The following is a 24,978-nucleotide window of genomic DNA, read 5'->3' as shown; positions in this document are numbered from 1 at the left end:
GAAAACCATCGGTTACGGACTACCGGACTTCGCAGAGGAGCTCAACTACGGGGTCGATCTATCAACCATCTGAGGGTGGTACCGAGTAGGTGGGGCAAGAGCACCCCATCAACCATTTAAACCGAATAGCCAGAATTTTATGGTTGCTGTGCCTAATCAAAGCTGTATAATGTTATAACATTACACAACAAGCAGCAGATAGTATTAATAATGAACATATCACCCACTTACAAGCGCTATAGTGTTTTAGCAGCGCTTATAAGCTTAACATTCAGTGTTTCAGCCCAACAGCAAGTCCAGCGTTACACTGGCGTAGTCACCAACCAGCAAGGTCAGCCGTTAAAAAACGCGCGTATTCATTTGCACGGGCTTCAGCAGTATGTGTACGCAGACGAGCAAGGTAAATTCAGCATTCAGGCACCGGCAAATGCAGAACTGCATATTTCCGCTGCTGGCTACGGAGACAGTTTTGTCACTGTAGGCGATGAATCACAACTGGATATCAGCCTCACCGCAGGTGGTATCGAACGCATAGTTGTAGCAGCATCAGGTATTCATAAATACAACCTTGAAATGGCTACGCCGGTATCAGTACTGGCCACTGAAGAATTAAGCCGGCGCACCGAACCCACTTTGGGAGAAACACTAAAATACGAACCGGGTGTGCATGCAAATTATTATGGACCTGTCGCGTCCAGCCCGATAATTCGTGGTTTGGATGGCCCAAGAGTACGGGTAATGAATAACGGCCTCAGCACCGGTGATGTGTCACGTATTAGCCCGGATCACGCTATAACAGCAGATGCACTTACTGCACAACAGATAGAAGTGCTGCGCGGCCCGGCAACCTTGTTGTATGGCAGCGGCGCTATTGGTGGCGTTGTGAACGTGGTTGATAACCGTATTCCACGCCAGTTAAGAGCGAATAGTGAGACCAAACTGGAGACCCGTTATGTTGATGTCTCTGACGAAAAAACGGTAGCACTGAATCATGAAGGTAGCGGTAACAACATTGCCTGGCATGTCGACGGTTTTAACCGTGATACAGCAGACTACGAGGTGCCGCGCTTTATCAATGACGAAGGTGAAAGCACTAACACCCTTGAGAATTCCTGGACACAAAGTAAAGCATTGAATGCGGGTGTCAGCTTGATTGGCGATGCCGGATTATTTGGCATCAGTATCGGCCGACTGGAATCTGACTATGGCATTCCAGGCCTTCAAGAGGAACACGGCGAAGAGCATGGCGGCGAAGACACTGAGCTTGATGAACACGCTGAAGAAGAAGGTGTATTTGCTAAATTAAAGCAGAACCGACTCAGTATGGCCGGTGAGTTATACACCCCCTTCGCAGGAGTTAAAACACTGGCCTTTACCGCTGCCTATACCGATTATCAGCATCAGGAAATTGAAGACGGTGCTCCTGGCACTACATTCAAAAATAAAGCATTGGAAAGCCGCATAACACTGGAACACGAGGCCATTGCTGGCTGGCATGGTACTGTCGGTTATCACTTACAACACGCTGATTATCAGGCATTTGGTGAGGAAGCTTTTACACCGGATAGCGATAGCTTGTCACACGCATTGTTCGCACTGGAAGAAAAACAGTTTGGTAACCTTACTGTGCAGTTAGGTGGCCGCATTGAGCGGACGAAACACAGTGCAGGGGCAGTAGAGCTGGGCCATGAAGCGGGTATGGTAAGTGATCTGTCAGACACCTTTGCGGCATTTAGTGCCTCCGCCGGCCTGGTGTGGGAATTTACCCCGGGGTTTTCCTGGGCGCTTGCCGTTAGTCACTCTGAGCGTGCGCCAAGCGCCGCAGAGCTCTACTCGAATGGTGCGCATATTGCTACCAGTAGTTATGAGCTAGGTTTAGCCTATGAGCTACGTGATGGTGAAATCGAAGTGTCTGAACGTAATGTTAAAAAAGAAACGGCGAATAACGTTGATGTCACCTTCCGTAGCTTTCAAGGCGATTTGACCTTCACTTATAACTTTTTCTACAACAAGGTGGGTGACTACTTGTACTTATCCAACACTGGTTTAACGATGGAAGATCTGGAAGAAGGGCATGCCGGGGATGGCAGCTTTCCGCTGTATCAATACCAGCAGCAAGATGCCACCTTATACGGTATGGAGTTTGAAGCCCGTTATAAACTTAATAATGCCCAGTCATTGAATGTATTTTTTGATGCTGTGCGGGCTAAACTGGACGGCGGTGATTACCTGCCACGCATACCGCCTTACAAAACGGGTGTGGGTTATCAATACAATGGCTTAAGCTGGAGCGCAGACATCGGTGTAACACATTATGCCAGACAGGATAAAGTGGCAGTCAATGAAAGTACCACTAAGGGCTACACTTTGGTGGACGCCAATATTAACTATGACTTCAACCTGGCAAAAGTTGATATGACAGCGTTTTTACGTGCTACTAATCTGACAAATGAGCTTGGATTTGTTCACAGTTCCCTTATCAAAGAGGATGCCCCTCTGCCTGGCAGAGCGCTGACCATTGGTATCCGGGCGATGTTTTAAAACTGCTATCCACAGTTAATTATGTCAGCCAGGCACGGACGCGCTGGTATGTAACCTGACCAAGGCACTGTTAGCATGCTAACAGTGCCTTTAGCTTTAGCGGATAACTAAAAATCGTTAACGGGCTTTACATCTAATACCTGGCCGTTGTTGGCGATTTTAAAAAAGACCTGTTCAGCTTTGCTGCTATTAACCGCGCTCACTATGTAAAAGCCCTCTTCAATGCTAACGACCGAGAATTGCTTTGCTTCCAGCGCTTTCCATGACGTATCCAGTTTGCCGACAGCAAAACCAAAATCTTTAAACGTCATCTGCTGCACCGACTTCACCGCGATAGCGACAGCCTGTTGGCTACTAATGATGCCGTGATCAGCATGAGCCATTGCGCCGCCGCTGATTAACATGCAGCACAACGCTGCTGCTGAAACTAACTTTTTCATTTGAATCTCCAAGTTATGTGGGTTGAATTATTGTTTCAGACCAATCAGTGAGAAAGTCTTTTGTATTGATCTGTTGAAGCAAGATTTTGACTCTAAAGACTATAACGACTTAACCAAAGCAAATTTTTCCAAAATAGCATATCTGTTGTCTGTACAGGGCGGTGATTTCTATTTTCAGAAAGTAACGCCGAGCCTTTTTGTAAAACGTAAAACCTTAGTGTTTGGTGAAGTTGCAGAGCTTGAACAAAGTCAAAGCCGACTGGTGATAAACGCTCTGCCAGATGCCGTATATATCAAAGCTGCTGACACACTGATTTTCAAAAGTCTGGCGACAATTTCCAGTATATTCACCGGTATTGATCAGCTATATAAAGAGGCAACTAACGAAGAGGTTGCGACGTTTCTGGATGAGGAATTTATTGAGCTTAGCAATAACTACGGTTTGGACAAGGTCTCGAAACCAAATCGCAAAAGAGTTGGCCTAGCAGTAGCCACGCTTGAAAAAATGTCGGTTGATGATAAAACCAATATGCTGAGTTATATCCATGACTACTGTGGTGAGCAAAAATTAAAGTTTGATGAAAAAAATCATAAGTTTGAGATATCTTCTGACGACGAACTAAAGTTGCTGCTTTACGGAATTGAGCAGAGATTTTATACAACTCCATTTAGCCAGGAAAGAAGGCTTGCTAACTCCGTTCAGGCATTAGGCTAAATTAATTTACCACCTGAGGTCTCGAAGTTGACCAAATGGCTGGGAGTGGGACATATCGTACAACTATGGCCGCAATACTGGTACTGATGGCTGGACCTTTGATATTGACCCAGACCGAGCTGCACAAACTTTAGATGATAGCATTTGCACCTATGACAACAGCAATGGTATTCCTTGTGGTGACTGGTTCGGGAAAAACGAGCTGACGCAAGACGTTATTGATTACGTAAAATACCGCCGTGAAGGAACCGGTGGCAATGAAATGCGTGTCTGGTCTGCAAATATGAATGGTTATTTATATGAGCTACCAGCAGGCGGTCTAGGTTTTGCTATCGGTGCTGAAAGTCGAACAGAAAAAGGATGGCGAGATCCCGATTCCACGGTACTGCGTAACGGATTAGAGGATCCCATCAGCGGAAGTTATGATGTCAATGAAATTTTTGGTGAGTTATCCGTCCCTCTGCTGGCCAATGAGTTTTTGGTTAAACAGTTATCAGTTGAACTAGCTGCACGATACTCCGATTACAACACAGCAGGCGCGGAAACGACTTACAAAATGGGTTTAACATGGAGTGTGAACGACAGCCTGATGCTGCGTGCTGTGCGTTCAACAGCGTTTCGTGCACCAGTGATTACTGAGCTCTTCGGCGGTACCAATGGCGAAAACCTACGCACGATAGACCCTTGTGAAAATGCTACCGGCGCGATAGCTACAAACTGCCAGGCGGCAGGTGTACCCGCAGATTTTGTGCAGGACGGCACGACAATTCTGACCAGTGTTGGCGGCAACCCCAAACTGGAACCGGAAACGGCTGACACTACCACAGTAGGTATCGTGTGGCAGCCTGAATTCCTTGAAGGTTTTTCTGCGACGATAGATTACTTCGATATTAGAATCGACGAAGCTATTACATCTGTTAATGGTTCCGATATGCTGCGGTTATGCTATGAAGACCCTATCGGTAACGCGAAGTTCTGCGATACCTTTACCCGGCATCCGGTAACTCACCAGGTTAATGAGTTGAATCAGCGCCCGGTGAATGCTGCGGTAGAAACTGTCAGCGGTGTTGACCTTAACACGGTATACAAATTTAACCTTTTTGGTTTGAGCAGCCGAGCGACTTTAGACATCACCCGTTTGCTAAAACATGAAAGCACTCCATTCCAAGGCCAACCTACTATCGACAAAGTAGGTTTTATTACTGAGGACCAAGGAAGTTACACTGAATGGCGTAGTAATTTAAGCTACAGCGTGATGACAGATGACTGGTCAGCAAGCTATTCCTTGCGTTATATCGGCAGTGCAGATGATGTCAATGGTACTGATTCCGACCCACTTGGTAAATCTGTCGATTCAGTTACCTATTCCGATATATCAGCTTCATGGTACTACAGTGATGCGTTAACATTTAGCCTGGGTGTCGACAACATTTTCGACAAAAAAGCACCGTATCTGACGTCATGGAACGATGCCAACACTGACGTTATGACATATGATCTTTTAGGACGCCGCGGCTTCATCCGCGCCACCTACCAGTTCTAAGTCATTGTTAACCGGTAGCACCTGAGTGGAATGGTATACAAGCATTCCACTCAGGTGCTTACTTTATTCAATAGTAAAAATCAATGAGTTGAACGGAACGAATGGTTTCATGTGCAGTTACTAAGCTGCTGTGTGAACCAGCCGCACTAGAGGGCTGATAATGAATAAATCAATGCGGCTGCTGAAAATCAGCAGAAAATACCATAAATGGCTGATGGCGTTTATTGGCCTGCAGTTTATGGTTTGGTCGGTAACCGGGGCCTATATGGTGTTTTTGGATATTGATTATATCCATGGCGATACTTTGGTTAATAATGAACAGGATAAAATCGATCCACAGCAGGTCACCTACTCACTGCAAAGTTTGTTACAACACTATCCGCAGGCAAAAGCCATTTCCTTGGGGCGTTATCTGGATAAGGTTGTATATCGTTTTACACTGGAAGAACAAAAGTTAGCCATTGATGCCAGTAGCGGCGCTGTAATGCCGCCGTTAGACCAGGCTCAGGCAGAAAAAGCTGCCCGCTTCTATTATAGCGGTGCAGGCACAGTCGAAAGTGCTGAGTTGATAAGTGAAAACGCCCCGTTTGAGCTCAATCCTGCGGTCATGCCAGCTTGGAGGGTAAATTTCACGGACTTCGGCGCCCCGGCAATTTATGTGTCTGCTGAGACGGGATTATTGGTTGGTAAACGGCATAGTTTCTGGCGCCTGTTTGACTGGATGTTCCGCTTTCATGTGATGGATTATGACGATGGTGCAGATATTGATAACAGCCTGTTGTTCTGGTTCACCATGTTAGGCATTTTAGCCTCGGTACTGGGACTAGTGCTGGCCTATTTCCGCGTGTTTCGCAAAGCAGATGAAGCATTACTTGCTCCTGATAGCAATGACAGTCACGTAGCAGGAGTAGCACGATGAATTTGGTCAGAAAAATCCATAAATGGGCCTCCGTTATCGTCGGTGTTCAGTTTCTTATCTGGCTGGGTAGTGGCATGTACTTCAACTTTATGGATCATACCAAAGCGGCAGGACACACTTACAAAGTGCATCAGCATCCGTCGCTGGCCTGGAATACGCTGGCGTTGCAGGAGCCAGCCGACGTGCTACGGCAATATGCACCCAGCACCACGCTGTCGTTAATTGAGTTAGCGCAAAAACCCTATTATTTGCTTAACCATCAGCGCGGTTTGTACGCTAACTTTGTCAACAAACACAGTTTGGTCGATGCGCGGACAGGTTTGCCAGTGACGCTTGATGTTGATTTTGCTAAACAGTTGGCCAGCGCATCCTATAACGGACCGGGAGAAATTGTGTCTGCAACATTGCTGCAGCCACCGATTACCGATTTACTCAAACAAAAGAATCCTGTGTGGCAGGTAAACTTTGCCGATGAAATTAACACCAGCGTTTATGTTGAGGCCGATTCAGGCCGTATTGCCGGTCACAGTGATGATGATAAACGCCTGGCCGACTTTTTCCTGAAACTGCATTTTATGGATTATGCCAATGAAGGCAGTTTTAACAGCGCGCTAATGATAGTGTTTGCCTTTATTGCCCTATGGCTTAGCGGTACAGGTCTAGTCTGGACCATAGATCTGGCTCTACGCGGCCAGTATAAAATTAAGCTGTTTGCTCGCAAAACCACCGTTAAGTTATTTGACCGTAACCAAAAAAGTCTGGGACAGGTGGCTTTTTCCAATCATAAAAATTTATTAGATGGTTTGGTTGAGCACAATATTATCTTGCCTTCAACTTGTGGCGGTGGCGGTACCTGTGGTCGATGCCGCATTATGATAAATCAAAATGTTAAATCTACCGCTGCGGATCTGCAGCATTTTAGTGCCTTCGAACTAGAACAGGGTTACCGGTTGGCTTGTCAGCACTTCAGTGATGATGTTGAACATATGACATTAATGGACATAACTGATGCGAAGAAGTACCAGTTGGAATTAGTTAGCAGTAAATTTTTAAGCCCTTTTATTAAAGAGTTGCGCTTTACTACTCAATCGAAGATTCCTATGCGATATAAAGCTGGTGCATTTATGCGCTTCTTTATCCCTGAGGCAAGTGGCTGTTCGGTGCCCTTGGATGTGCCTGAGTTGCTACAACAGGACTGGCAGCATATTGACCGATTAAACTATCAACACGGTGCCTGTAGCAGGAGCTATTCCTTGGCTGGCATAGATGATACGACAAACGAGTTAGTGTTTGTCATTAAACTACAAAGTGCTAAGAACCCGTCCGTACTACCCGGTATCGGTTCGAACTATCTGGGTAACTTACGCATTGGCGACCGGGTTGAGGCCTTGGGGCCTTTTGAAGAGTTTTATGCTAGCCCCGGTAGCGATAAGACAATGGTACTGGTTGGCGCAGGTTCAGGCATGGCGCCACTTAAAGCGCTGATCGAAGAGCAGTTAGCACTGCATCGGAATAATAAAGGTGATAAGCCACCACGCCCGCTGCATTTCTTTTACGGCGCTCGCAACGAAAATGATGTGATTTACGTTGATTACTTTTATGAGTTGGCGAAGCAGTATCCGCATTTTCATTACTACCCGGTGTTGTCACGACCGGACAAAGGCTGGCTTGGTGCGACTGGCTATGCTCAGCACGTGCTGGCGTTAAACTGGCAGAATGTGGTTGAGCAAGGTGAACCTGAGTTTTATTTGTGTGGGCCTAAAGGCTTAATGGATGACACTATTCGGTTGCTGCGCGACAAAGGTGTGCCAGAAAGTAATATTGCCTTTGATGAATTTAGCTAGCTAAAACGGAACTGCGTGGGACGATTCCGCGCAGTTTTTACTTTGAAGCTGTGATCAGGCTGTTTTAAGTCTGATCACAAAACGCGTGCTCTCTAAATCTGATTCGACATTAATTTGTCCTTCGTGTGCTTCCACAATGGCTTTGGTAATAGCCAACCCTAAACCGGCACCTTCACTATGCCGTTGCCTTGATTGATCTGCACGATAAAAGCGCTCAAATAAATACGGTAAATGTTCCGGAGGAATAGGCGGTCCAGGATTTTCGACGCTGATAGTGATCGAGTCTGGTGATGCCAGTGCTGTTGTTACTGTAATGCTTTGGCTCTGAGCAGTGTATCTCAATGCGTTTGACAGCAGATTGGTTAAAGCATGTCGCAGTAAGGTGCGATCAGCCTGCACCAAAATTACCGGACCGGAAAAATGCAAACTAACACCAGACTCTTCAGCAAGGGCTTCAAAAAAGTCAAAAATCGCCTGAATTTCGTCCGCCAGATTTAACGTTTGCTTTTGCAGTGTGAGTAAACCGTTCTGGCTTTTCGCTAACCACAACATATCGCTTATCATTTTATTCAGCCGCTCCAGCTCCTCCAGATTGGAGAACAGCAGATTCTGGTACTCGTCGGCGCTGCGCGCGCGCGATAAACTAACCTGGGTTTGCGTGATCATATTGGTCAGCGGTGTTCGTAGCTCATGCGCAATATCGGCACTAAAGTGCGACAGCTTGGTAAACCCTTGCTCCAGCCGGTCTAACATCAGATTAAAAGACTGCACCATATGCCGCAGCTCGGCCGGGACCTCGCCCGGCGATAAGCGAATATCCAGTTTATTGGTTTGAATATCACGCATTTGCGCGCTTAAACCCCGAAGTGGGTTTAGCCCCTGGTGCACTGCAAGCCAGGCCGCCAGTAGAGTAAGCAGGGCGGAGCCAAGTAAAATCAGCCCCAGGCTACGCTGTAACTGCTGCAAGAAATGTTCATGAAAACTGATGTCGATAGCGGCAATCACCTGATACTGCTGATCTGCCGTGGTGAAAAGGCTGAACACGCCGCGATAGGCTTTGCCGTCCAGCTGCCAGTGGTGGATGGTTTTGGCATTGTAGTCGGCGCTGGCCGGGGTGTTGGCAGCCAGCAGGCTTAAATCAACGTCGGCATTGCGGTACAGTAAGCGGTTTTGGCTATCCATCACCTGATAGTAAACACCGTGATGGCCCGATACCGCTTTGGCCAGCGTCTGTGCCGGCTGTTGCTGGCCGTTCTGCCCGGCAGTCAGCGTGTGCTCAACCGCGTGCAGGATCACGGCTAACTCGTCGGCATCCTGTTCGATAAAGTGATGTTCGACGGAGCTAAGCAGCAATTGCTGCACGAAAAACAGGCAGATCGAAATAGTCAGCGCGACGAAAAGGACCACGCGAACGGTGATCGACAGGGGGCGTGTGCCAGCGTTATGCATCAGTTTGCTCATCGTCCAGTTTATAGCCCATACCGCGCACGGTATGGATCAGTTTTGCCGCAAAGCCGTCATCAATTTTGCCGCGCAAGCGGCGAATAGCAACGTCAATCACATTGGTGTCGCTGTCAAAATTCATATCCCACACCTGCGAGGCGATTAACGAGCGCGGCAGAACTTCACCACGGCGGCGCATCAGCAGTTCAAGCAAGCTAAATTCCTGATTACTCAGCGCTATTTTGGCACCGCTACGACTAGCTTTACGCTTAGCAATATCCAGTTGTAAATCGGCAACTTGTAATAATTCTGACTGCGGTGCGGCCTGACCACGGCGTAGCAGGGTTCTGACCCTTGCCAGCACCTCTGAGAAAGCAAAGGGTTTGATCAGGTAGTCGTCGGCGCCAAGCTCCAGGCCTTTCACCCTGTCGTCGACGCTGTCGCGGGCCGACAGAAATAGTACCGGCGTATGGTTATGATTTTCTCTTAGCGCCTGCACAATACGTAAGCCGCTGACGTCCGGCAGCATCACATCCAGCATGATTAAATCGAAATCTTCTGTCATCGCCAGATGATGGCCATCCAGGCCATTTCTGACCAGTGACACCTGAAAACCGGCCTCGCTCAGGCCTTGCTTTAAATAGTCACCGGTTTTTTGTTCATCTTCTACAATCAGCAAACGCACCTTGTTCTCTCCAAACATAGATTGGGCATAGCTCTGGCAGTATTACGCCATAAACCGCCGCACAGCAACATGACGCTAAGATTACAACTTTGTCATGTTCATGTCATGCTGCTGACAGTTTCGCACACTACACTGCTTAGCATACAAAATGTATTGGAGGTTCCAGATGACAAAAGCCAAAACCATGATGCCGCTATCTGTTTCACGGCGCCGGTTTGTGCAGGGGCTGGCGGTGGGCGGCGTGCTGGCCACTTTTCCGCATATCGTCAGGGCGGGTAGCGCCTTTAAAGATAATGCCTTTACCGGCTATGCCACTGAGCTCAGCGGTAACGTGATTGATTTAACCATCGGCGAAGCCCTGGTGAATTTTACCGGCATGGTGCGTAAAGCCACTACCATCAACGGCTCTATTCCGGCACCGACGTTACGGTTGCGAGAAGGCGATGACGTGACCATACGGGTAACCAATACCTTGTCGGTGCCGAGCTCAATTCACTGGCACGGTATCATTCTGCCATACCAGATGGACGGCGTACCCGGCATGAGCTTCAGAGGCATTATGCCCGGTGAAACCTTTGTCTATCGTTTTACGCTAAAGCAAAGCGGTACTTACTGGTATCACTCGCACAGTGGCTTTCAGGAAATGACCGGCATGTATGGCGCGCTGATCATTGAGCCAAAAGAGCAGGATATTATCCAAGCTGACCGCGAATATGTGGTGCAACTATCTGACTGGACCGATGAAGATCCACACACTGTGTTTCGCAAATTAAAAGTACAAAGTGATTTGTATAATTTTAATCAGCCAACGGTGCAGGACATGCTGCGCGATATCACTGACAGAGGGCTGGACGCGGCACTGGCGAAACGCCAGATGTGGCAGCAAATGCGGATGAACCCCACCGATTTGGCGGATATCTCCGCGGCCACTTTTACGTATTTAATGAATGGCAGTTCGCCGCTAGCCAACTGGCGCGGCCTATTTAAGCGCGGTGAGCGTGTGCGGCTGCGTTTTATCAATGGCTCCAGCAACAGCTTTTTTGATGTGCGTATTCCCGAGCTGAAAATGACTGTGGTGCAGGCTGACGGCCAGAATGTACACCCGGTAACGGTGGATGAGTTCCGCTTTGGCCCGGGCGAAACCTATGATGTTGTCGTCTCGCCGCAAAATGATGCCTACACCATTTTTGCCCAGAGCATGGACCGCAGTGGCTATGCCCGCGGTACCCTGGCCGTGGCCGAGAGCTTAAATGCACCGGTGCCTGCGCTGGATCCGGTGGAATGGCTGACGATGGCTGACATGATGGGCAATATGAACCATGGCGCAAGCGACAGCCACAGCCACGGCCACAGCGCGATGGCGCACGGCAATGGCGCGGAAGATCATAGCCAGCATGGTGCTATGGCTATCGATCACAGTCAGCATGGCCCGGCGGTGCCTTATGCCAAAGCCAGTTCAACTGTGCGTCATGCCAGCACCGAGTATGGCCCGTCGGTGGATATGCGGGTGGATATGCCAAGAACCAACCTGGACGATCCGGGCATTGGTTTGCGCAATACCGGGCGGCGCGCGCTGACCCTGGCCGATTTACATTCGCTGGACGGTATTATTGAGCCGGGCGGCCCGGAGGCGGAAATTGAGCTGCATCTGACCGGCAATATGGAGCGCTACACCTGGTCATTCGATGGCTTAGAGTTTAGTAAAAGCACACCGGTGCATATGAAGCACAATCAGCGTATCCGGGTGATCTTGCAAAACGACACCATGATGACCCACCCGATGCATTTGCACGGTATGTGGAGTGATCTGGAAAGTGACAACGGTGCCGTACAGGTACGCCGCCATACCATTCCGGTGCAACCGGCGCAGCGCATCAGCTTTTTAACCACGCCGCATGATGTCGGGCGCTGGGCCTGGCATTGTCATTTATTGTTCCATATGGATGCGGGTATGTTCAGAGAAGTGGTGGTGTCATGAAAACAGCCAACGTAACGCTAACCTTGTCGCTGCTGGCGCTGGCCTGTACTGTGGCGCTCAGCCCTGGCGTGGCAGCGCAGAACGCCACTGAGAAACCGCCGGTACCAACGCACAGTGGCATGGACCACAGCAAAATGGACCACGGCAAAATGGATCATAGCAAGATGAACCACGCTGAGCAGGCGGTTGACCATAGCCAGACGAACCCTAGTGACATGGATCACAGTCAGATGGATCATAGCGGCATGGACCACAGTAAAATGGGCCACGCTGAGCAGGCCGTAGACCATAGCCAGATGGACCACAGCGAAGTGGACCATAGCAAAATGGATCATACCGAGATGAACCATAGTGAAATGACCCATGCTGAGCAGGCCGTGGATCACAGCAGTATGGATCACAGCACGATGAACCATGCCGATATGCAGATGCAAGGCGGTAAGGCGCCGGCTAATGCCCGCGATCCACATGCCTACTCCAACGGCTACACCCTGACTGACGGGCCCTATGGCATGGCCGATTCACGCCTTTTAAAGCACGGCGTTGAACATCCACAGTGGTCCGTGCTGGGCGAACGGCTGGAATACAATGCCGACAGTGAAGCTGGCGAACTGGAGCTGCAAGCCTGGTATGGTACGACCTATGATCGGTTGGTGCTGAAAACCGAAGCTGAAGTCAGTGAGGGTAAGCTGGAAGAGAGCAGCACCGAGCTGTTATGGAGCCACGCGATAGCAGCCTATTGGGATGGTCAGCTTGGGCTGCGCCTGGATCAGGTTGCCGATGGCACAAACCGGCAGTGGTTAGCATTGGGTGTGCAGGGCCTAGCGCCGTACTGGTTTGAAGTTGATGTCACGGCTTATCTGGGCACTGGTGGTCGCACCGCGTTAAGTGCCGAGGCAGAATACGAGCTGCTGTTAACGCAGCGCCTGATCCTGCAGGCCCGGGCGGAGCTGACAGCCTATGGCAAAGACGATGAGGTCAATCAGCTGGGTAAAGGCCTGTCTTCACTGGAGGCAGGGCTTCGGCTGCGCTATGAATTCTCCCGCCAGTTCGCACCCTATGTCGGGGTAGAGTGGCAGAACAAATATGGTAACACGGCAGATTTTGCCCGCCTGCAGGATGCATCGACAGCAGAAACATCCTGGGTTGCCGGTGTGCGTTTCTGGTTTTAATAGATCAGGGTTTTAATCAATTTGGATGTTAATAAATAAGGTGGTCAACATGAAAAAATTAATCCCGCTACTTACTCTGCTCTGTTTGGCGTTTGCCGGGCCTGTGCTGGCGCATGTTAAACAAAGCGGCTCGGTGCCGGCGGATAACGCCATGCTCATGCAGGCGCCGGATGTACTCAGTATCAGCTTTAGTGGCCCGATCCGGCTGACGAAAGTCACGCTGTTGCACGATAACGGTAACACTGTCGATTTTGGCTTTACGCCCACCGCTGTCGCCACGCAGTTTAGCTGGCCGTTGCCAGTGCTGGAGATCGGTAGTTATCAGGTTAACTGGGTAGGTTTGGGCGAAGACGGTCATAAAATGAAAGGTGATTTCAGTTTTATGCTCCACGCCAGCGCTGACGCCGGGGGGAAAGCTGATAGCGCGCACGCGCATCAGCACTAGATGGCTGGAGATTGGCGATGTTTAGCGATACCTGGGTATTAGCCTTATTTGTCCACAAGCTGCTGAGTTATCTTGCGGTTAGCGGCAGTATTGGTGCGGCGTTTTTGCTGCAGTTGCCGGCGCTGGCTCAGCCACCGTCTGATAGCCTTGCCTTTCGGCTGTGGTTAAAGCGCCTTGTACTGGGGTGGTCGGCCGCAGGTATGGTGCTGGCGTTACTGTATCTGCCGCTGCAGGCTGGTGCGCTGGCCGAAACAGGCGTAGCTGGCATGGCCGACAGGCTGATGCTACAGATGGTTTGGCAATCGGCAATGCGCACCCAGCTGCTATTACTGTTATGCGGGTTTGCCACGCTGTCGCTTTGGGCCTGGCGCTTTAGCCACAGTGGTAAAGCGGGTAGCATTGCGCTGGTGAGTATCGCCGCCTTATTGCTGGCTGCCAGCTTTAGTCAAACCGGCCACGTGGCCAGTTTGACATGGACATGGCAGCTATTACTGACATTGCATGTACTGGCCATTTCGGCCTGGGTAGGTTCGTTGCTGCCGCTGTGGCAAAGCTGTTACCGCTTAGCCCCGGACAGGTTACTGGCACTGATGCAGCAGTTTGGCCGCGTAGCGGTAATTGTGGTGTTAGTGCTTATCAGCTGTGGCGTGTTGATACTACTGCAGCTACTCGATTCGCCTGCAGCACTGTTTGTAACCGACTATGGTCGTTTAATGCTGTTAAAGCTGATGTTGGTCGCGGCTATGTTACTGCTGGCAGCCTGGCATAAATTTAATCTGGTGAAAGCGTTGGCGCAGCATCAGAACAGCCGGTTGCTGGCACGGTCTATTTTTATCGAAATGCTGTTAGCGCTATTGGTACTGGCAACCAGTAGCAGCTTTACCACTGTGGTGGGCTTAGCCCATTAAGCCCGCTTTATTCTAATAATTACAACAGGATACCTAATATGTTTCGCAATAAAATTCAAACGCTGTCTGCCATCAGCCTGGGCCTGGCGTTACTCTCTCCCGTTAGTGCGCTGGCGCACGGCAATGAAAAACCTGCCGCCCCGGCCTTGTTCGTCGGCGAAAGCACCGCTGCCGCTCAGGCGGTAAAAGCGTTTCATCAGGCGTTACGCGCTGGCGATGCCAAAGCGGTGCGCGCCATGCTGGCAGATGACGTGCTGATTGTCGAAGGTAATGGCGTAGAGCGCTCGGCAGATGAGTATGCCAGTCACCATATGCTGGCCGATATGAAATTTATGGCGGCGGTACAGGTAGAGGCGCTGGAACATCAGACCAAGGTGCTGGGCAAGGTGGCCTATTCGGTTAGCCGCAGCCAACTGACTGGCGACTATAAAGGCAAGCCGGTTGACGTTATCAGTAAAGAAACGCTGGTGCTGGTAGATAACGGCGACGGTTGGAAGATCGTGCATGTGCACTGGTCGCACTAAGGCAACAGCGGGAGAGCACTATGAAGTTAACTCTGATAGCGGCAATGCTGGCAGCCACTGCGCTATTGGCTGGTTGTAAAGACGCCGGCCCGGCTAAACCGGAAACTACAGCTTTGTCCGACAGTGCTGGCAATGCGGCAGCACTAACCCTCACGGTATACAAAACGCCAAGCTGCGGTTGCTGTAAAAAGTGGGTATTGCACCTTGAACAGCAGGGAGTGGTTGCACAGACGAAAGACTATGATGATCTAAGCGGCATAAAAGAGCGCTATGGCATCACGCCACAGTATTATTCCTGTCACACCGCCGTATCGGAGCAGGGATATGCCTTTGAAGGCCATATCCCTGCTAAATACATCCGGAAATTTCTTGCTGAGTCGCATCCGGATGCGATTGGCCTGAGTGTACCGGCGATGCCGCTCGGCTCACCGGGCATGGAAGTGGAAGGCCGCTTTATGCCGTACGACATTCTGCTGCTGCATAAAGATGGCAGCGCCAGCGTTTACGCTCACATCAGTGATGCTGCCATGCAGTAAGTAGTGTAGTGTCAATCCTTGCTGCTACGCGGTGCTGTAATGACAACTAAATCACTGTTTTAGCTAAATTAGTACTATGAGCAGTGCGGTCAGGCTTGCAACCTGCCGCACGGCTTACCACAGCGAAATGTTAGTCCGCCATTTTTGCTGACTTGCAGCTCATTTCAGCATTGCAACACGACGCTACTGACGCTGCCGGCGTTGCTGGGTAACCAATTTCTTCCAGTGCTGCCAGAATTTCTTCCTGCGTCTGTGAGCTGTTCACTGTGATTGGTGATATCCGCTTCGACAAGCGCATTTTTGTTTCAACTTTTTGTTACCGCATATAGTGATGCCGATGACTAAGCCGAAGGCGGGCACCTGTTCTCCTGAGATACCCTGAAATTCCCTCCTGAAAATACACTGCTATGTGCTTGAACTTACTTTAGTCACTATCTGCTGTTCAGCAGCGCTCAGAGCTTATCTGTGTTGCAGAAGTGTAAAGTTTAGCTAAAGTAGTGACAGTAGTATCGAAATTAACTATGTTAGTGACAAGGTATGCACTTTGTCGCAGATCCAGCTAAAAATCTGCACTTTAATGCACATTAAAGTGCAGAATAGAATCTATGTCTTATCATTATCTAATGTATGTAGTCTCTAAAGAGTACACTTAAGTTAAGCTTTAATTTAATAATCAGTGATATGCTTCGCGTCTCTTATTTAGCGATCGAGGATTGCTCTTTTCTTTCGCAGACTCATTATCTTAGTGATAGTAAATGAATAAAAAAATTAAACATGAGTACCAAATCAGTATGCGCTCAGCCATGGAGGCTGAACAAGTCAATGATTTAGACAATGCGTTTAAGTCTCTTGAAAGAGCGCATATTTTAGGGCAGAGATATTTTATACCGCACATAGCGACGCACTGGCAGATGTTACGAATTGGGCTTAAACGCAATGATAATCGCGAGGTTATTGGTCAGATCGTCCGTTTGATAGCAACGGTTCCGGGTTTTATATTTGGTTGGGTTCCAAGGGGAAATCCTGGAGGCGCGAATATCTCTGCTTTAAAGCCAGTGCCCTTGCCAGCTGACTTGCAACCCTTGCTAGCTGACAGCCCCATTTGGCGGGACGTCTTAATACGCCTGACTATTTACGCGGTTATCGTTTTAATCGTATTAGCATAAACACCCATACTATTGCCAAAACGTTCTTCGCTGCAGCCCAATGCTGCAGCGAAGCAGGTTAATGATTATTCCGTTTGCTGTTTGCGGTTATCGTTTTTGTGCACCCAATGATATAACACGGGCAATACCAACAATGTCAGCAAGGTTGACGAAATAATACCGCCAATCACCACTGTCGCCAGCGGGCGCTGCACTTCAGCACCGGTGCCAATATTAATCGCCATCGGCACAAAACCGAGGCTCGCGACCAAAGCGGTCATTAGCACAGGGCGCAACCGGGTAAGCGCGCCTTCCGTTATCGCTAACAGCAAGTCACCTTTCTCACGCCAGAGATCGCGAATAAAGCTCAGCATCACCAGACCGTTCAACACCGCTACGCCTGATAAGGCGATAAAGCCAATGCCAGCAGAGATTGATAAAGGCATACCCCTCAAATACAAGGCCAACACACCACCGGTGAGCGCCAACGGCACACCGCTGAAGATAATCAACGCATCTTTAAATGACGCAAAAGCCATCACCAGAATACCTAAAATCAGCAGCAACGTAACAGGCACCACAATGCTAAGGCGCTGACTGGCGGACTCCAGCTGCTCAAAAGTACCACCATAGTCCAGCCAGTAACCGGCTGGTAATGTAACGTCACGGTTGATTTGGGCCTTTACCTCTTCTACAAAACTACCAAGGTCTCGCCCGCGCACATTCGCGGTTACCACTACCCGGCGTTTGCCATTTTCACGACTAATTTGCGCCGGCGCAGGCGACACATCTAAGGTAGCCACTTCCTGTAACGGTACAAAGTCCCCATTTGGTAATGGCACCGGCAACACCGCCAGTTTGTCCAGATCGCGACGCAGGGTTTCCGGCAAGCGCACAATCAGCTCAAAGCGTCTGTCACCTTCATACAGAATACCGGCCGACGTACCTCCAATTGCCGCTGATACCCAGTCCTGTAGTTCAACCACATTTAAGCCGTAACGGGCAAGCGCAGTTCGGTTGGGGATCACCGACAAGGTTGGCAAACCAGTGACTTGTTCCACTTTAGTATCCGCAGCACCTTGCACCTTGTTGACGGCTTGCAGAATTTGATTAGCGCTTGTAACCAGCTGATCTAAATCATCACCAAATACCTTAATAGCCAGATCTGCTCGTACACCGGAAATCAGTTCATTAAAACGCATCTGAATAGGTTGGGTAAATTCATAGTTATTGCCCGGCAATGTCGCCAAAGCAGCTTCCATTTCAGTGACCAATTGGGCTTTGGTTTTATCCGGATTGGGCCATTCACTGCGCGGTTTTAATATCACAAAGTTGTCAGCCACATTGGGTGGCATCGGATCGGTCGCCACTTCTGCGGTACCAATTCTGGCAAACACTTTATCAACCTCAGCAAAGGTTTTGATCTTCTGCTCCAGAATTTCCTGCATTGCAACGGCTTGTTCTAAGCCGGTGCCCGGAATACGCATGGCATGTAAAGCGATATCGCCCTCATCAAGCTGAGGCACAAACTCTGCCCCCAACGTGGTCGCCAACCACAGACACACACCAACCAGAGCACTGGCCAAACCAATCACCAGCCAGCGAAATTTGAGTGCCAGCGCTAATAGCGGTGCGTACAGGGTTTTAGCGCCTCTTATGACCGCACTTTCTTTTTCACTGATTTTACCATTTAAGAACACCGCCACAGCGGCAGGCACAATGGTCAGCGACAACACCATAGCGGATAACAGGGCCATCACCACAGTCGCTGCCATAGGATGAAACATTTTACCTTCGACACCGGTCAGCGAAAAAATAGGAATATACACGATAGTAATAATGGCCACACCGAACAAACTGGGCCGGATAACCTCTGCAGTTGCCAGATACACCGTATTTAAGCGCTCTTTTAGCGGTTGGATACGGCCGTTGTGCTGTGCCTGCGCCAGGCGGCGAACCGCATTCTCGACAATAATCACCGTACCATCAACAATTAAGCCAAAATCCAGCGCACCCAGGCTCATCAGGTTGGCAGAAACGCCGGCTTGTACCATGCCGGTAATGGTCATCAGCATTGATAGCGGGATCACCGCCGCAGTGATTAACGCCGCCCGCAGGTTGCCCAGCAGGATAAACAACACTACGATCACCAGTAATGCGCCTTCCAGCAGGTTTTTACTGACGGTTGCAATGGCTTTATCCACTAAGGTGGTGCGATCATATACGGCTTCAGCAATAATACCCTCTGGCAGAGAGCTTTTGATCTGCTCCAGCTTTTGCGCGACATCGCGTGCCACTGTGCGTGAGTTTTCACCAATTAACATCATGGCTGTACCCAGCACAGCTTCTTTACCATCCTGGGTTGCCGCACCGGTTCGCAGCTCTTTGCCAATGGCAACATCGGCAACGTCACTCAGCTTTACCGGTATTGTGTCGTATTGCGTAATAATGACATTAGCAATGTCATCCAGTGAGGTTAACTGACCGGGCGAGCGTACCAGCAGTTGCATGCCTTCACGTTCAATATAACCAGCGCCTCTGTTGTCATTGTTGGCTTGCAGGGCCAGCTCAACATCCTTAATACTCAGGCCATAATTAAGCAGTTTCAGTGGGTCGGGTAACACATGGTATTGCTTGTTGTAGCCACCAATGCTGTTTACTTCCACCACACCTTTAACCTGTGCCAGCTGAGGTTTTATTATCCAGTCCTGGATTTCCCGCAGTGCCATGGCATCGTAAGGTGAACCATTTTGTTGCAGCGCGCCCGGCTTGGCCTGCACCGTATACATAAAGATTTCACCAAGACCGGTTGAAATAGGGCCCATTTCAGGCTCTATGCCCTCAGGCAACATATCCTTGATAGCGCCCAACCGGGTGTTGATTAGATTGCGGGCAAAGTAGATGTCCGTGCCTTCTTCAAACACCACCGTTACCTGTGACAAGCCATAGCGTGACAATGAGCGGGTATAACTTAAATTGGGTAAGCCATACAGGGCAGTTTCTACCGGATAGGTAATACGCTGCTCTGCTTCAAGTGGCGAATAACCTGGCGCCGCCGTGTTTATTTGCACCTGAACGTTAGTAATATCCGGCACTGCATCAATCGGTAACTGTTGGTAGCTCCAGCTACCAATGGCAATAATCAACAGTGTCAGCGTTAAAAATAGATACCGCCTCGCAATAGCCAGGCGCAACATGGATTCAATCATAGTGCCCCCTTAATGATCATGCTCGGCTTCAGATTTTTCAATATCCGCTTTTAACAGATAGCTATTTGTCGTGACATACCACTGGCCGGGCTTTAAACCGGCAATCACTTCGACATAATCCATGTCGCTACGGCCAAGCTGCAATGGGGTAAAGACATATTCGCTATTGTTTTTTACGAAGACTCCGCTTTTATTGTCCAGTATTTGAATGGCCGATTTTTTAACGGCAAGCTCAACGTTGAATTCACCGCTTATCACAGCACCTTCGATCAATTGCCCGGACGACAGTTTACCGTCACGGTTATCCAGCTTAACTCTGGCCAGTTGATAGGGCTGGGTTAATGATGGGATGATATGCGCAATTACGCCGTTAATCTCAGTGTCAGCGGCCATAATGACCACTTTTTGTCCTGTCGCGACAGCATCTTGTTGTGACGGGTACAGGCGAAAATCTGCCCACAGGCTGCCAAAATCAGCAATGCTAAACAGCGTCTGCTGCTGTGCGACTTCACCAACATTGGCGCTGCGCTGAATAATAACGCCGTCAATTGGCGCTTTAATGGTATAGGTATTTAAGCTCTCATTTGACTCGACAACGGCCAGTACATCGCCTGCTTTTACGCTGTCACCCAGCGAGAATTTCACCGAGGTAAGAATACCGGGAAAACGGGCATTAACATGGCTGATGCGGTTTGGATCAGCGCTAAGCTTGCCATAAACAACCTGATGTTGGCGTAATCGCTGGCTGTCAGCACGGTCTGTGACAATATTAACTGCCGTAGCCATATCATCACTAATGCGGCTGCTTAGGGTTTCGTTGTGTTCATGCTCGTCGTTTTCGTCGTGCCCTTCATGCTCATTGTGTTCTTCATGTTTTTTGTGCTCTTCATTTTTCTTAGTGTCAGATTGCGGCTTTACCGCTTGTTCTTTGGCATGGACGTGAGCTTGTTCTTGCTCATTGGCGGCCATTACATGCATCGGCATCAGCCAGGCTGCAATAAACATTGCCAGTGTTACATGTGGTTTCATAATGCTATCTTCCTGTATGTTCTGTTTGCCACGTCGCACAGTTAATGAAGTGCGGCAGCGGGGCAATAATCTTGTCAGTTACTGCGTTACCGGCTCGGCGGTAAGCTGTTCAATCGTCGCCTGGCTCAATAGCACCGCAGTGGCGGTTTCCAGTAAGTGTCTTTTTGCCTGCAACAATTCTTGCTGGGCATTAAGCCAATCCTGATAATTTGAGCGCCCGCGCTGGTATGCATCACGCGTAAGATCCAGCGCTTGTTCCAGGTTGGGGATCACGTACTGCGCCAACTGTTGGTGACTGGTAATAAATTGCTGTCGTTGCGAGTACGCATCAAACAAGCGTTCATGCAGGATCAGTAAGCTATCCTGCTGTCGATACTCGACATTGTTTCGCTCTGCCAGCGCAGCTTCGATGGCTGCACTATTGCGACGTTCAGCAAATAACGGCACTGAGATACCAAAGGTAAGGCCTGTATCATCACTGGCCTGATAGCGTCTTACCCCTACCTGCCAACTCAGATCGGCGCGATTCTGGCTTTGTGCCAGTCGCACTTCAGCGTCTTTTAACCGACGTTCAGAGGCAAAAATGGTTAACGCCGGCGATTGTTGCAGCCGCTGATACAGCTCAGCAAAAGGGCGGCTTTGGCCAAAAGCAAACAAGTTACCTGCCACAACGTTAAAGTTGGCGCTGGTATCACCCCAAAAACGTGCTATGGCTATTTTTTGCCGCTCAATGCGCTGCAACAGGGCGTCCCGCCCGATCTGAACCTGCGCCAGTTGCGCCTTTGCCCGCATGATTTCAGCATCTGACAAGGCACCGCTGGCAGCACGTTTTTCAGCGCTTTGCAGCAGGGCTTCTGAGAGCTCTACTGCCTCTTCTGTCAGTGTCAATTCCTGCTGGCTGGCCAATAGATTAATATAATTGCGGGTAAGCTCTGCCAGCACATCCAGGGTTTGCGCCTGTTGCTGCCATTCAAGAGTATTGAGCCTGGCGTCTACTACCGCAGCGCGCCATTGAGCTTTATTATCCAGCTCTATCACGGAAGATAAGGCGATTGTCAGCTCAGCACCGGCCAGCCCTCTGGCCTCTCCGGTGCCCGCAACATTCTCAAGCTCTACACCGAGTTGATAACCGGGTTTAAGGCTTTGCAAATCACGCTCTGCAAACAGACGCTGTTGCGTAAATTTAAACTGATGCAGCTGAGGGTTGTGTTGCAGCGTTTTATCTATTGCCTGTTGTAATGTCAGTGCTTGCGGCTCTGCACGTAGCGGAAGCGCGCAAAATACCGCCGCCAGTATTGCTGGCAGCATTAGTGTCATACGCATGGGTATGCTCCTGAAAGTTAATCGTTAATAAAAAAAGATAAACAAGCAGGATCAGATATTTGGCGGCGGCACCGGTGGGCGATAGCTAATGAGGTTTAACCCTGGTTGGGTAGCGGCTATAACACTGTCACGGAAGTTAAGCAGTTCCATGCCCTGAAAAAAAGCGATATAGCAGGTCACATGAGCATGATTACTGTGTTCGTCGGCATCATGCTCAGAGTTATGTGCAACGTTATGTGCAGTGACTTGCTCACTGCTTACGTCGAAAAGGGTATCTGAGTGGCAGTGTTCATGTTGCAGGTCAGTGTAGGCATGGGCATGATCAGGCAAATGCATAACTAACGCATCACAGGCCATCACGGCATGATTCAGCATAATCAGCAACAGTAATAATAAGCCTGATGTACGACCTAACATAAATCCCTCAGTAAGTTAGCGCTATGGTAGCGCTATTGCGACTTACGCTTTTAGCTGTAAAATCCTGCGCGCACCATTGAGTACAACTAATCCAATGATGAACCCTATTACCAGATCCGGATAGCGTGACCCGGTCCAGGTGACTAATAATCCGGCCAAAATCACCCCAGCATTTACGATAACGTCATTTGCAGAGAAAATCCAACTGGCTTTCATATGCACGCCGCTTTCTTTTTGTTGATGAATTAACGAAAGACAGATCACATTAGCAACCAAAGCAATAGCGCCCATAATTAACATCAACGTCGACACTGGCTCGTTACCAAACAGGTAGCGCCGTATCACCTCACTGATCACCCCAAAAGCTAAAATTAATTGCAGCCAGCCGGCAAGCTGTGCGGCGTTTAATTGAACCTTGCTACTACGCCCGACTGCGTATAGCGCAACCCCGTATACCGCTGCATCGGCAAACATATCCAAAGAGTCGGCTATTAACCCGGTTGATTGAGCCAGCCAACCGGTCACAAACTCTACTGCAAACATCACCGCGTTAATGCCCAGCAACCATTTTAAAATTAACTCCTCACGCAGCGAACCTGATGCTGTGGATTGTCTGGCCTGCGTTACCTCTTCGGGTTTCACCGGCCCGGTCTTTGTCAGCGATGCGCCCAGCCCTAAGCTGTGCATTTTTGTTGTAATTTCATTGGCATTCACCGTGTGAAAAACGCGAACCTGCCTTTGTCGGATATCAAACTGTAACAGAACACCGGGCTCAACTGTTTCCAGCGCCATACGGATCAAACGCTCTTCGGCAGGGCAGTCCATTTTAGGCACCCTAAATTCACTAAGGTAGGCATATTTTGCATGCTTATCAGGTGCATCAACGGCGCTATTTTCACTGTTGCCCGTTTCGCTACACTTATCATTGGAACAGCATTTTGCATTCATAACCGATAAACCTTGGGTTGATATGAAACCTAGTTTAAACTCTGTAGTTACTATAGAGTCAATAGGCAGTATCGAGATGATCAAGATTGGAGAGCTGGCAAAAATCTCTGGCTGTTCTGTGGAAACCATCCGTCACTATGAAAAGGAGCAGCTTCTTGCGGCGAAATTACGTAGCGATGGTAATTTCCGCCTCTACGATCACGCTGATATCGAGCGGTTGCTATTTATTAAACACTGCCGGAGTTTAGATCTGAGTTTGGCAGAAATTCGTCAGTTACTGAGTTTGAATGACTCGCCAATGTCGCAGTGTGATGATGTTAATCAGATGATTGAACAGCATATCGAGCAGGTAGAACGTCGCATAGCGGATTTAACGCAGCTTAATAAACAACTAAAGGCTTTACGTCTTAGCTGCAACTCGAAGCGCACGGTAGAGCACTGTGGTATTTTAAAACAATTGAATGAAGCCGTTAGTCAAACCAACTAAGTTGTTATCAGCAATAAATAGGTGAGTCTTAATGCACCAGCACAACCATTCATATATCAAAGACGACAGCGACAACCGGATCGCTATGGCTTTTTTCTTAATGTGGGTTTTACCCTAATTGAGTTTATCGGCGGTTGGTTAACCAACAGCACAGCAATTATGGCAGATGCAGTGCATGACCTGGGTGATAGCTTATCTATTGGCAGTGCATGGCTGTTGCACCGGCTTGGCCGAAAGTCTGCAAACCGACAATTTACTTACGGCTACCGCAGATTGTCATTGTTTGGCGCCTTAATTAACGGCTTGGTATTGATTGCCGGATCGGTTTGGGTACTGACTGAGGCAATACCGCGGCTGGCTAACCCGGTAATGCCAGTGACAGAGGAAATGCTGGCTTTAGCTGTGCTGGGTGTTGCAGTCAATGGCTTTGCCGCTTACCGCTTGAGCAAAGAAGGATTTCTGAGGTGTCTTCGAAGTTAGGAGTTCCGATTGATTTGTTGGCTGGTGATGATTTTGCTCGCTTCGTCTTAAGGTATGCACCCGAAATGTTATTCAGACTAGAAAGAAATGGGCAGTGACCTTTATCTAAAATTTTAGGGTATACGGATTTGATGGTTGATGGGGCACCTTCACCCCATCAATCTGATACCACCCTCAGATGGTTGATAGATCGACTCCGTAGTTGAGTTCCTCTGCGAAGTCCGGCAGTCCGTAACCGATGGTTTTC

At 49.1% G+C, this 24,978-nt stretch carries 21 protein-coding genes and 1 pseudogene; 14 read left to right on the top strand and 8 right to left on the bottom strand.

The annotated features are described in order from the left end of the window. Window positions 1-210: 210 nt before the first annotated feature. The gene (locus AAY72_RS14265; protein WP_057788406.1) at window positions 211-2,541 is read left to right on the top strand and encodes a TonB-dependent receptor; all 2,331 of its coding nucleotides are present in this window, start codon (window positions 211-213) and stop codon (window positions 2,539-2,541) included. 107 nt (window positions 2,542-2,648) lie between these two features. Here AAY72_RS14265 and AAY72_RS14260 read toward each other — a convergent pair whose 3' ends face one another. Continuing rightward, window positions 2,649-2,981: a DUF6488 family protein gene (locus AAY72_RS14260; RefSeq protein WP_057788404.1), complete on the bottom strand. Its 333-nt coding sequence runs from the start codon at window positions 2,979-2,981 to the stop codon at window positions 2,649-2,651. A gap of 73 nt (window positions 2,982-3,054) precedes the next feature. On the opposite strand from AAY72_RS14260, the gene AAY72_RS14255 reads away from it, so the two are divergent. The 4 genes from AAY72_RS14255 (at window position 3,055) to AAY72_RS14240 (ending at window position 8,002) form a co-directional block, all read left to right on the top strand. Continuing rightward, window positions 3,055-3,696 carry an ATP F0F1 synthase synthase gene (locus AAY72_RS14255; protein ID WP_231728975.1) on the top strand — a complete coding sequence of 214 codons (642 nt, stop codon included), beginning with the start codon at window positions 3,055-3,057 and terminating at the stop codon, window positions 3,694-3,696. A 52-nt stretch (window positions 3,697-3,748) separates the two neighbouring features. Then, on the top strand, window positions 3,749-5,239 hold the full coding sequence (locus AAY72_RS14250) for a TonB-dependent receptor domain-containing protein (RefSeq protein ID WP_197408423.1): 1,491 nt from the start codon (window positions 3,749-3,751) through the stop codon (window positions 5,237-5,239). A 160-nt stretch (window positions 5,240-5,399) separates the two neighbouring features. Next, entirely contained in the window at window positions 5,400-6,158 is a 759-nt protein-coding gene (locus tag AAY72_RS14245) for a PepSY domain-containing protein (protein WP_008224194.1), read from the top strand. Further along, on the top strand, window positions 6,155-8,002 hold the full coding sequence (locus AAY72_RS14240) for a 2Fe-2S iron-sulfur cluster-binding protein (protein WP_057788402.1): 1,848 nt from the start codon (window positions 6,155-6,157) through the stop codon (window positions 8,000-8,002). The genes AAY72_RS14245 and AAY72_RS14240 overlap by 4 nt, the downstream gene beginning before the upstream one ends. A gap of 54 nt (window positions 8,003-8,056) precedes the next feature. Here the strand turns inward: AAY72_RS14240 and AAY72_RS14235 are convergent, their stop codons facing one another. Then, window positions 8,057-9,451, bottom strand: a complete 1,395-nt coding sequence (locus AAY72_RS14235; RefSeq protein WP_057788399.1) for a heavy metal sensor histidine kinase — start codon at window positions 9,449-9,451, stop codon at window positions 8,057-8,059. Next, window positions 9,444-10,130 carry a heavy metal response regulator transcription factor gene (locus AAY72_RS14230; protein WP_008985530.1) on the bottom strand — a complete coding sequence of 229 codons (687 nt, stop codon included), beginning with the start codon at window positions 10,128-10,130 and terminating at the stop codon, window positions 9,444-9,446. The genes AAY72_RS14235 and AAY72_RS14230 overlap by 8 nt, the downstream gene beginning before the upstream one ends. A 166-nt stretch (window positions 10,131-10,296) precedes the next feature. On the opposite strand from AAY72_RS14230, the gene AAY72_RS14225 reads away from it, so the two are divergent. The 7 genes from AAY72_RS14225 (at window position 10,297) to AAY72_RS14195 (ending at window position 16,859) form a co-directional block, all read left to right on the top strand. Continuing rightward, entirely contained in the window at window positions 10,297-12,108 is a 1,812-nt protein-coding gene (locus AAY72_RS14225; RefSeq protein ID WP_304439260.1) for a copper resistance system multicopper oxidase, read from the top strand. 356 nt (window positions 12,109-12,464) lie between these two features. Further along, window positions 12,465-13,280 carry a copper resistance protein B gene (locus AAY72_RS14220; protein ID WP_369815368.1) on the top strand — a complete coding sequence of 272 codons (816 nt, stop codon included), beginning with the start codon at window positions 12,465-12,467 and terminating at the stop codon, window positions 13,278-13,280. A gap of 49 nt (window positions 13,281-13,329) precedes the next feature. Next, complete coding sequence (locus AAY72_RS14215; protein ID WP_057788395.1) at window positions 13,330-13,725, top strand: copper resistance CopC family protein; 396 nt, start codon at window positions 13,330-13,332, stop codon at window positions 13,723-13,725. A 17-nt stretch (window positions 13,726-13,742) separates the two neighbouring features. Next, entirely contained in the window at window positions 13,743-14,633 is an 891-nt protein-coding gene (locus AAY72_RS14210) for a CopD family protein (RefSeq protein ID WP_057788394.1), read from the top strand. Window positions 14,634-14,671: 38 nt separating this feature from the next. Next, window positions 14,672-15,157: a DUF4440 domain-containing protein gene (locus AAY72_RS14205; protein WP_057788391.1), complete on the top strand. Its 486-nt coding sequence runs from the start codon at window positions 14,672-14,674 to the stop codon at window positions 15,155-15,157. Between the two features lie 20 nt (window positions 15,158-15,177). Beyond that, window positions 15,178-15,693: a DUF411 domain-containing protein gene (locus tag AAY72_RS14200; protein ID WP_057788389.1), complete on the top strand. Its 516-nt coding sequence runs from the start codon at window positions 15,178-15,180 to the stop codon at window positions 15,691-15,693. A 755-nt stretch (window positions 15,694-16,448) separates the two neighbouring features. Then, window positions 16,449-16,859: a DUF3703 domain-containing protein gene (locus tag AAY72_RS14195; protein WP_008985542.1), complete on the top strand. Its 411-nt coding sequence runs from the start codon at window positions 16,449-16,451 to the stop codon at window positions 16,857-16,859. Window positions 16,860-16,924: 65 nt separating this feature from the next. Here the strand turns inward: AAY72_RS14195 and AAY72_RS14190 are convergent, their stop codons facing one another. The 5 genes from AAY72_RS14190 to AAY72_RS14170 form a co-directional block, all read right to left on the bottom strand. After that, window positions 16,925-20,047: an efflux RND transporter permease subunit gene (locus tag AAY72_RS14190; protein ID WP_057788387.1), complete on the bottom strand. Its 3,123-nt coding sequence runs from the start codon at window positions 20,045-20,047 to the stop codon at window positions 16,925-16,927. 9 nt (window positions 20,048-20,056) lie between these two features. After that, on the bottom strand, window positions 20,057-21,076 hold the full coding sequence (locus tag AAY72_RS14185; protein ID WP_057788385.1) for an efflux RND transporter periplasmic adaptor subunit: 1,020 nt from the start codon (window positions 21,074-21,076) through the stop codon (window positions 20,057-20,059). 78 nt (window positions 21,077-21,154) lie between these two features. Next, window positions 21,155-22,399: a TolC family protein gene (locus AAY72_RS14180; RefSeq protein WP_057788383.1), complete on the bottom strand. Its 1,245-nt coding sequence runs from the start codon at window positions 22,397-22,399 to the stop codon at window positions 21,155-21,157. A 51-nt stretch (window positions 22,400-22,450) separates the two neighbouring features. Further along, complete coding sequence (locus AAY72_RS14175) at window positions 22,451-22,816, bottom strand: hypothetical protein (RefSeq protein ID WP_008985546.1); 366 nt, start codon at window positions 22,814-22,816, stop codon at window positions 22,451-22,453. A gap of 42 nt (window positions 22,817-22,858) precedes the next feature. Beyond that, on the bottom strand, window positions 22,859-23,764 hold the full coding sequence (locus tag AAY72_RS14170) for a cation transporter (RefSeq protein WP_008985547.1): 906 nt from the start codon (window positions 23,762-23,764) through the stop codon (window positions 22,859-22,861). Window positions 23,765-23,786: 22 nt separating this feature from the next. On the opposite strand from AAY72_RS14170, the gene cadR reads away from it, so the two are divergent. Continuing rightward, window positions 23,787-24,251, top strand: a complete 465-nt coding sequence (gene cadR, locus AAY72_RS14165) for a Cd(II)/Pb(II)-responsive transcriptional regulator (protein ID WP_050979306.1) — start codon at window positions 23,787-23,789, stop codon at window positions 24,249-24,251. A gap of 31 nt (window positions 24,252-24,282) precedes the next feature. Further along, a pseudogene (locus AAY72_RS14160) lies at window positions 24,283-24,701 on the top strand (cation diffusion facilitator family transporter); the annotation flags it as partial. Window positions 24,702-24,978 lie beyond the last annotated feature (277 nt).

Source organism: Alishewanella sp. WH16-1, from assembly GCF_001441695.1.
GTDB lineage: Bacteria > Pseudomonadota > Gammaproteobacteria > Enterobacterales > Alteromonadaceae > Alishewanella > Alishewanella agri.
This window is presented reverse-complemented; position numbering and strand designations above follow the sequence as displayed.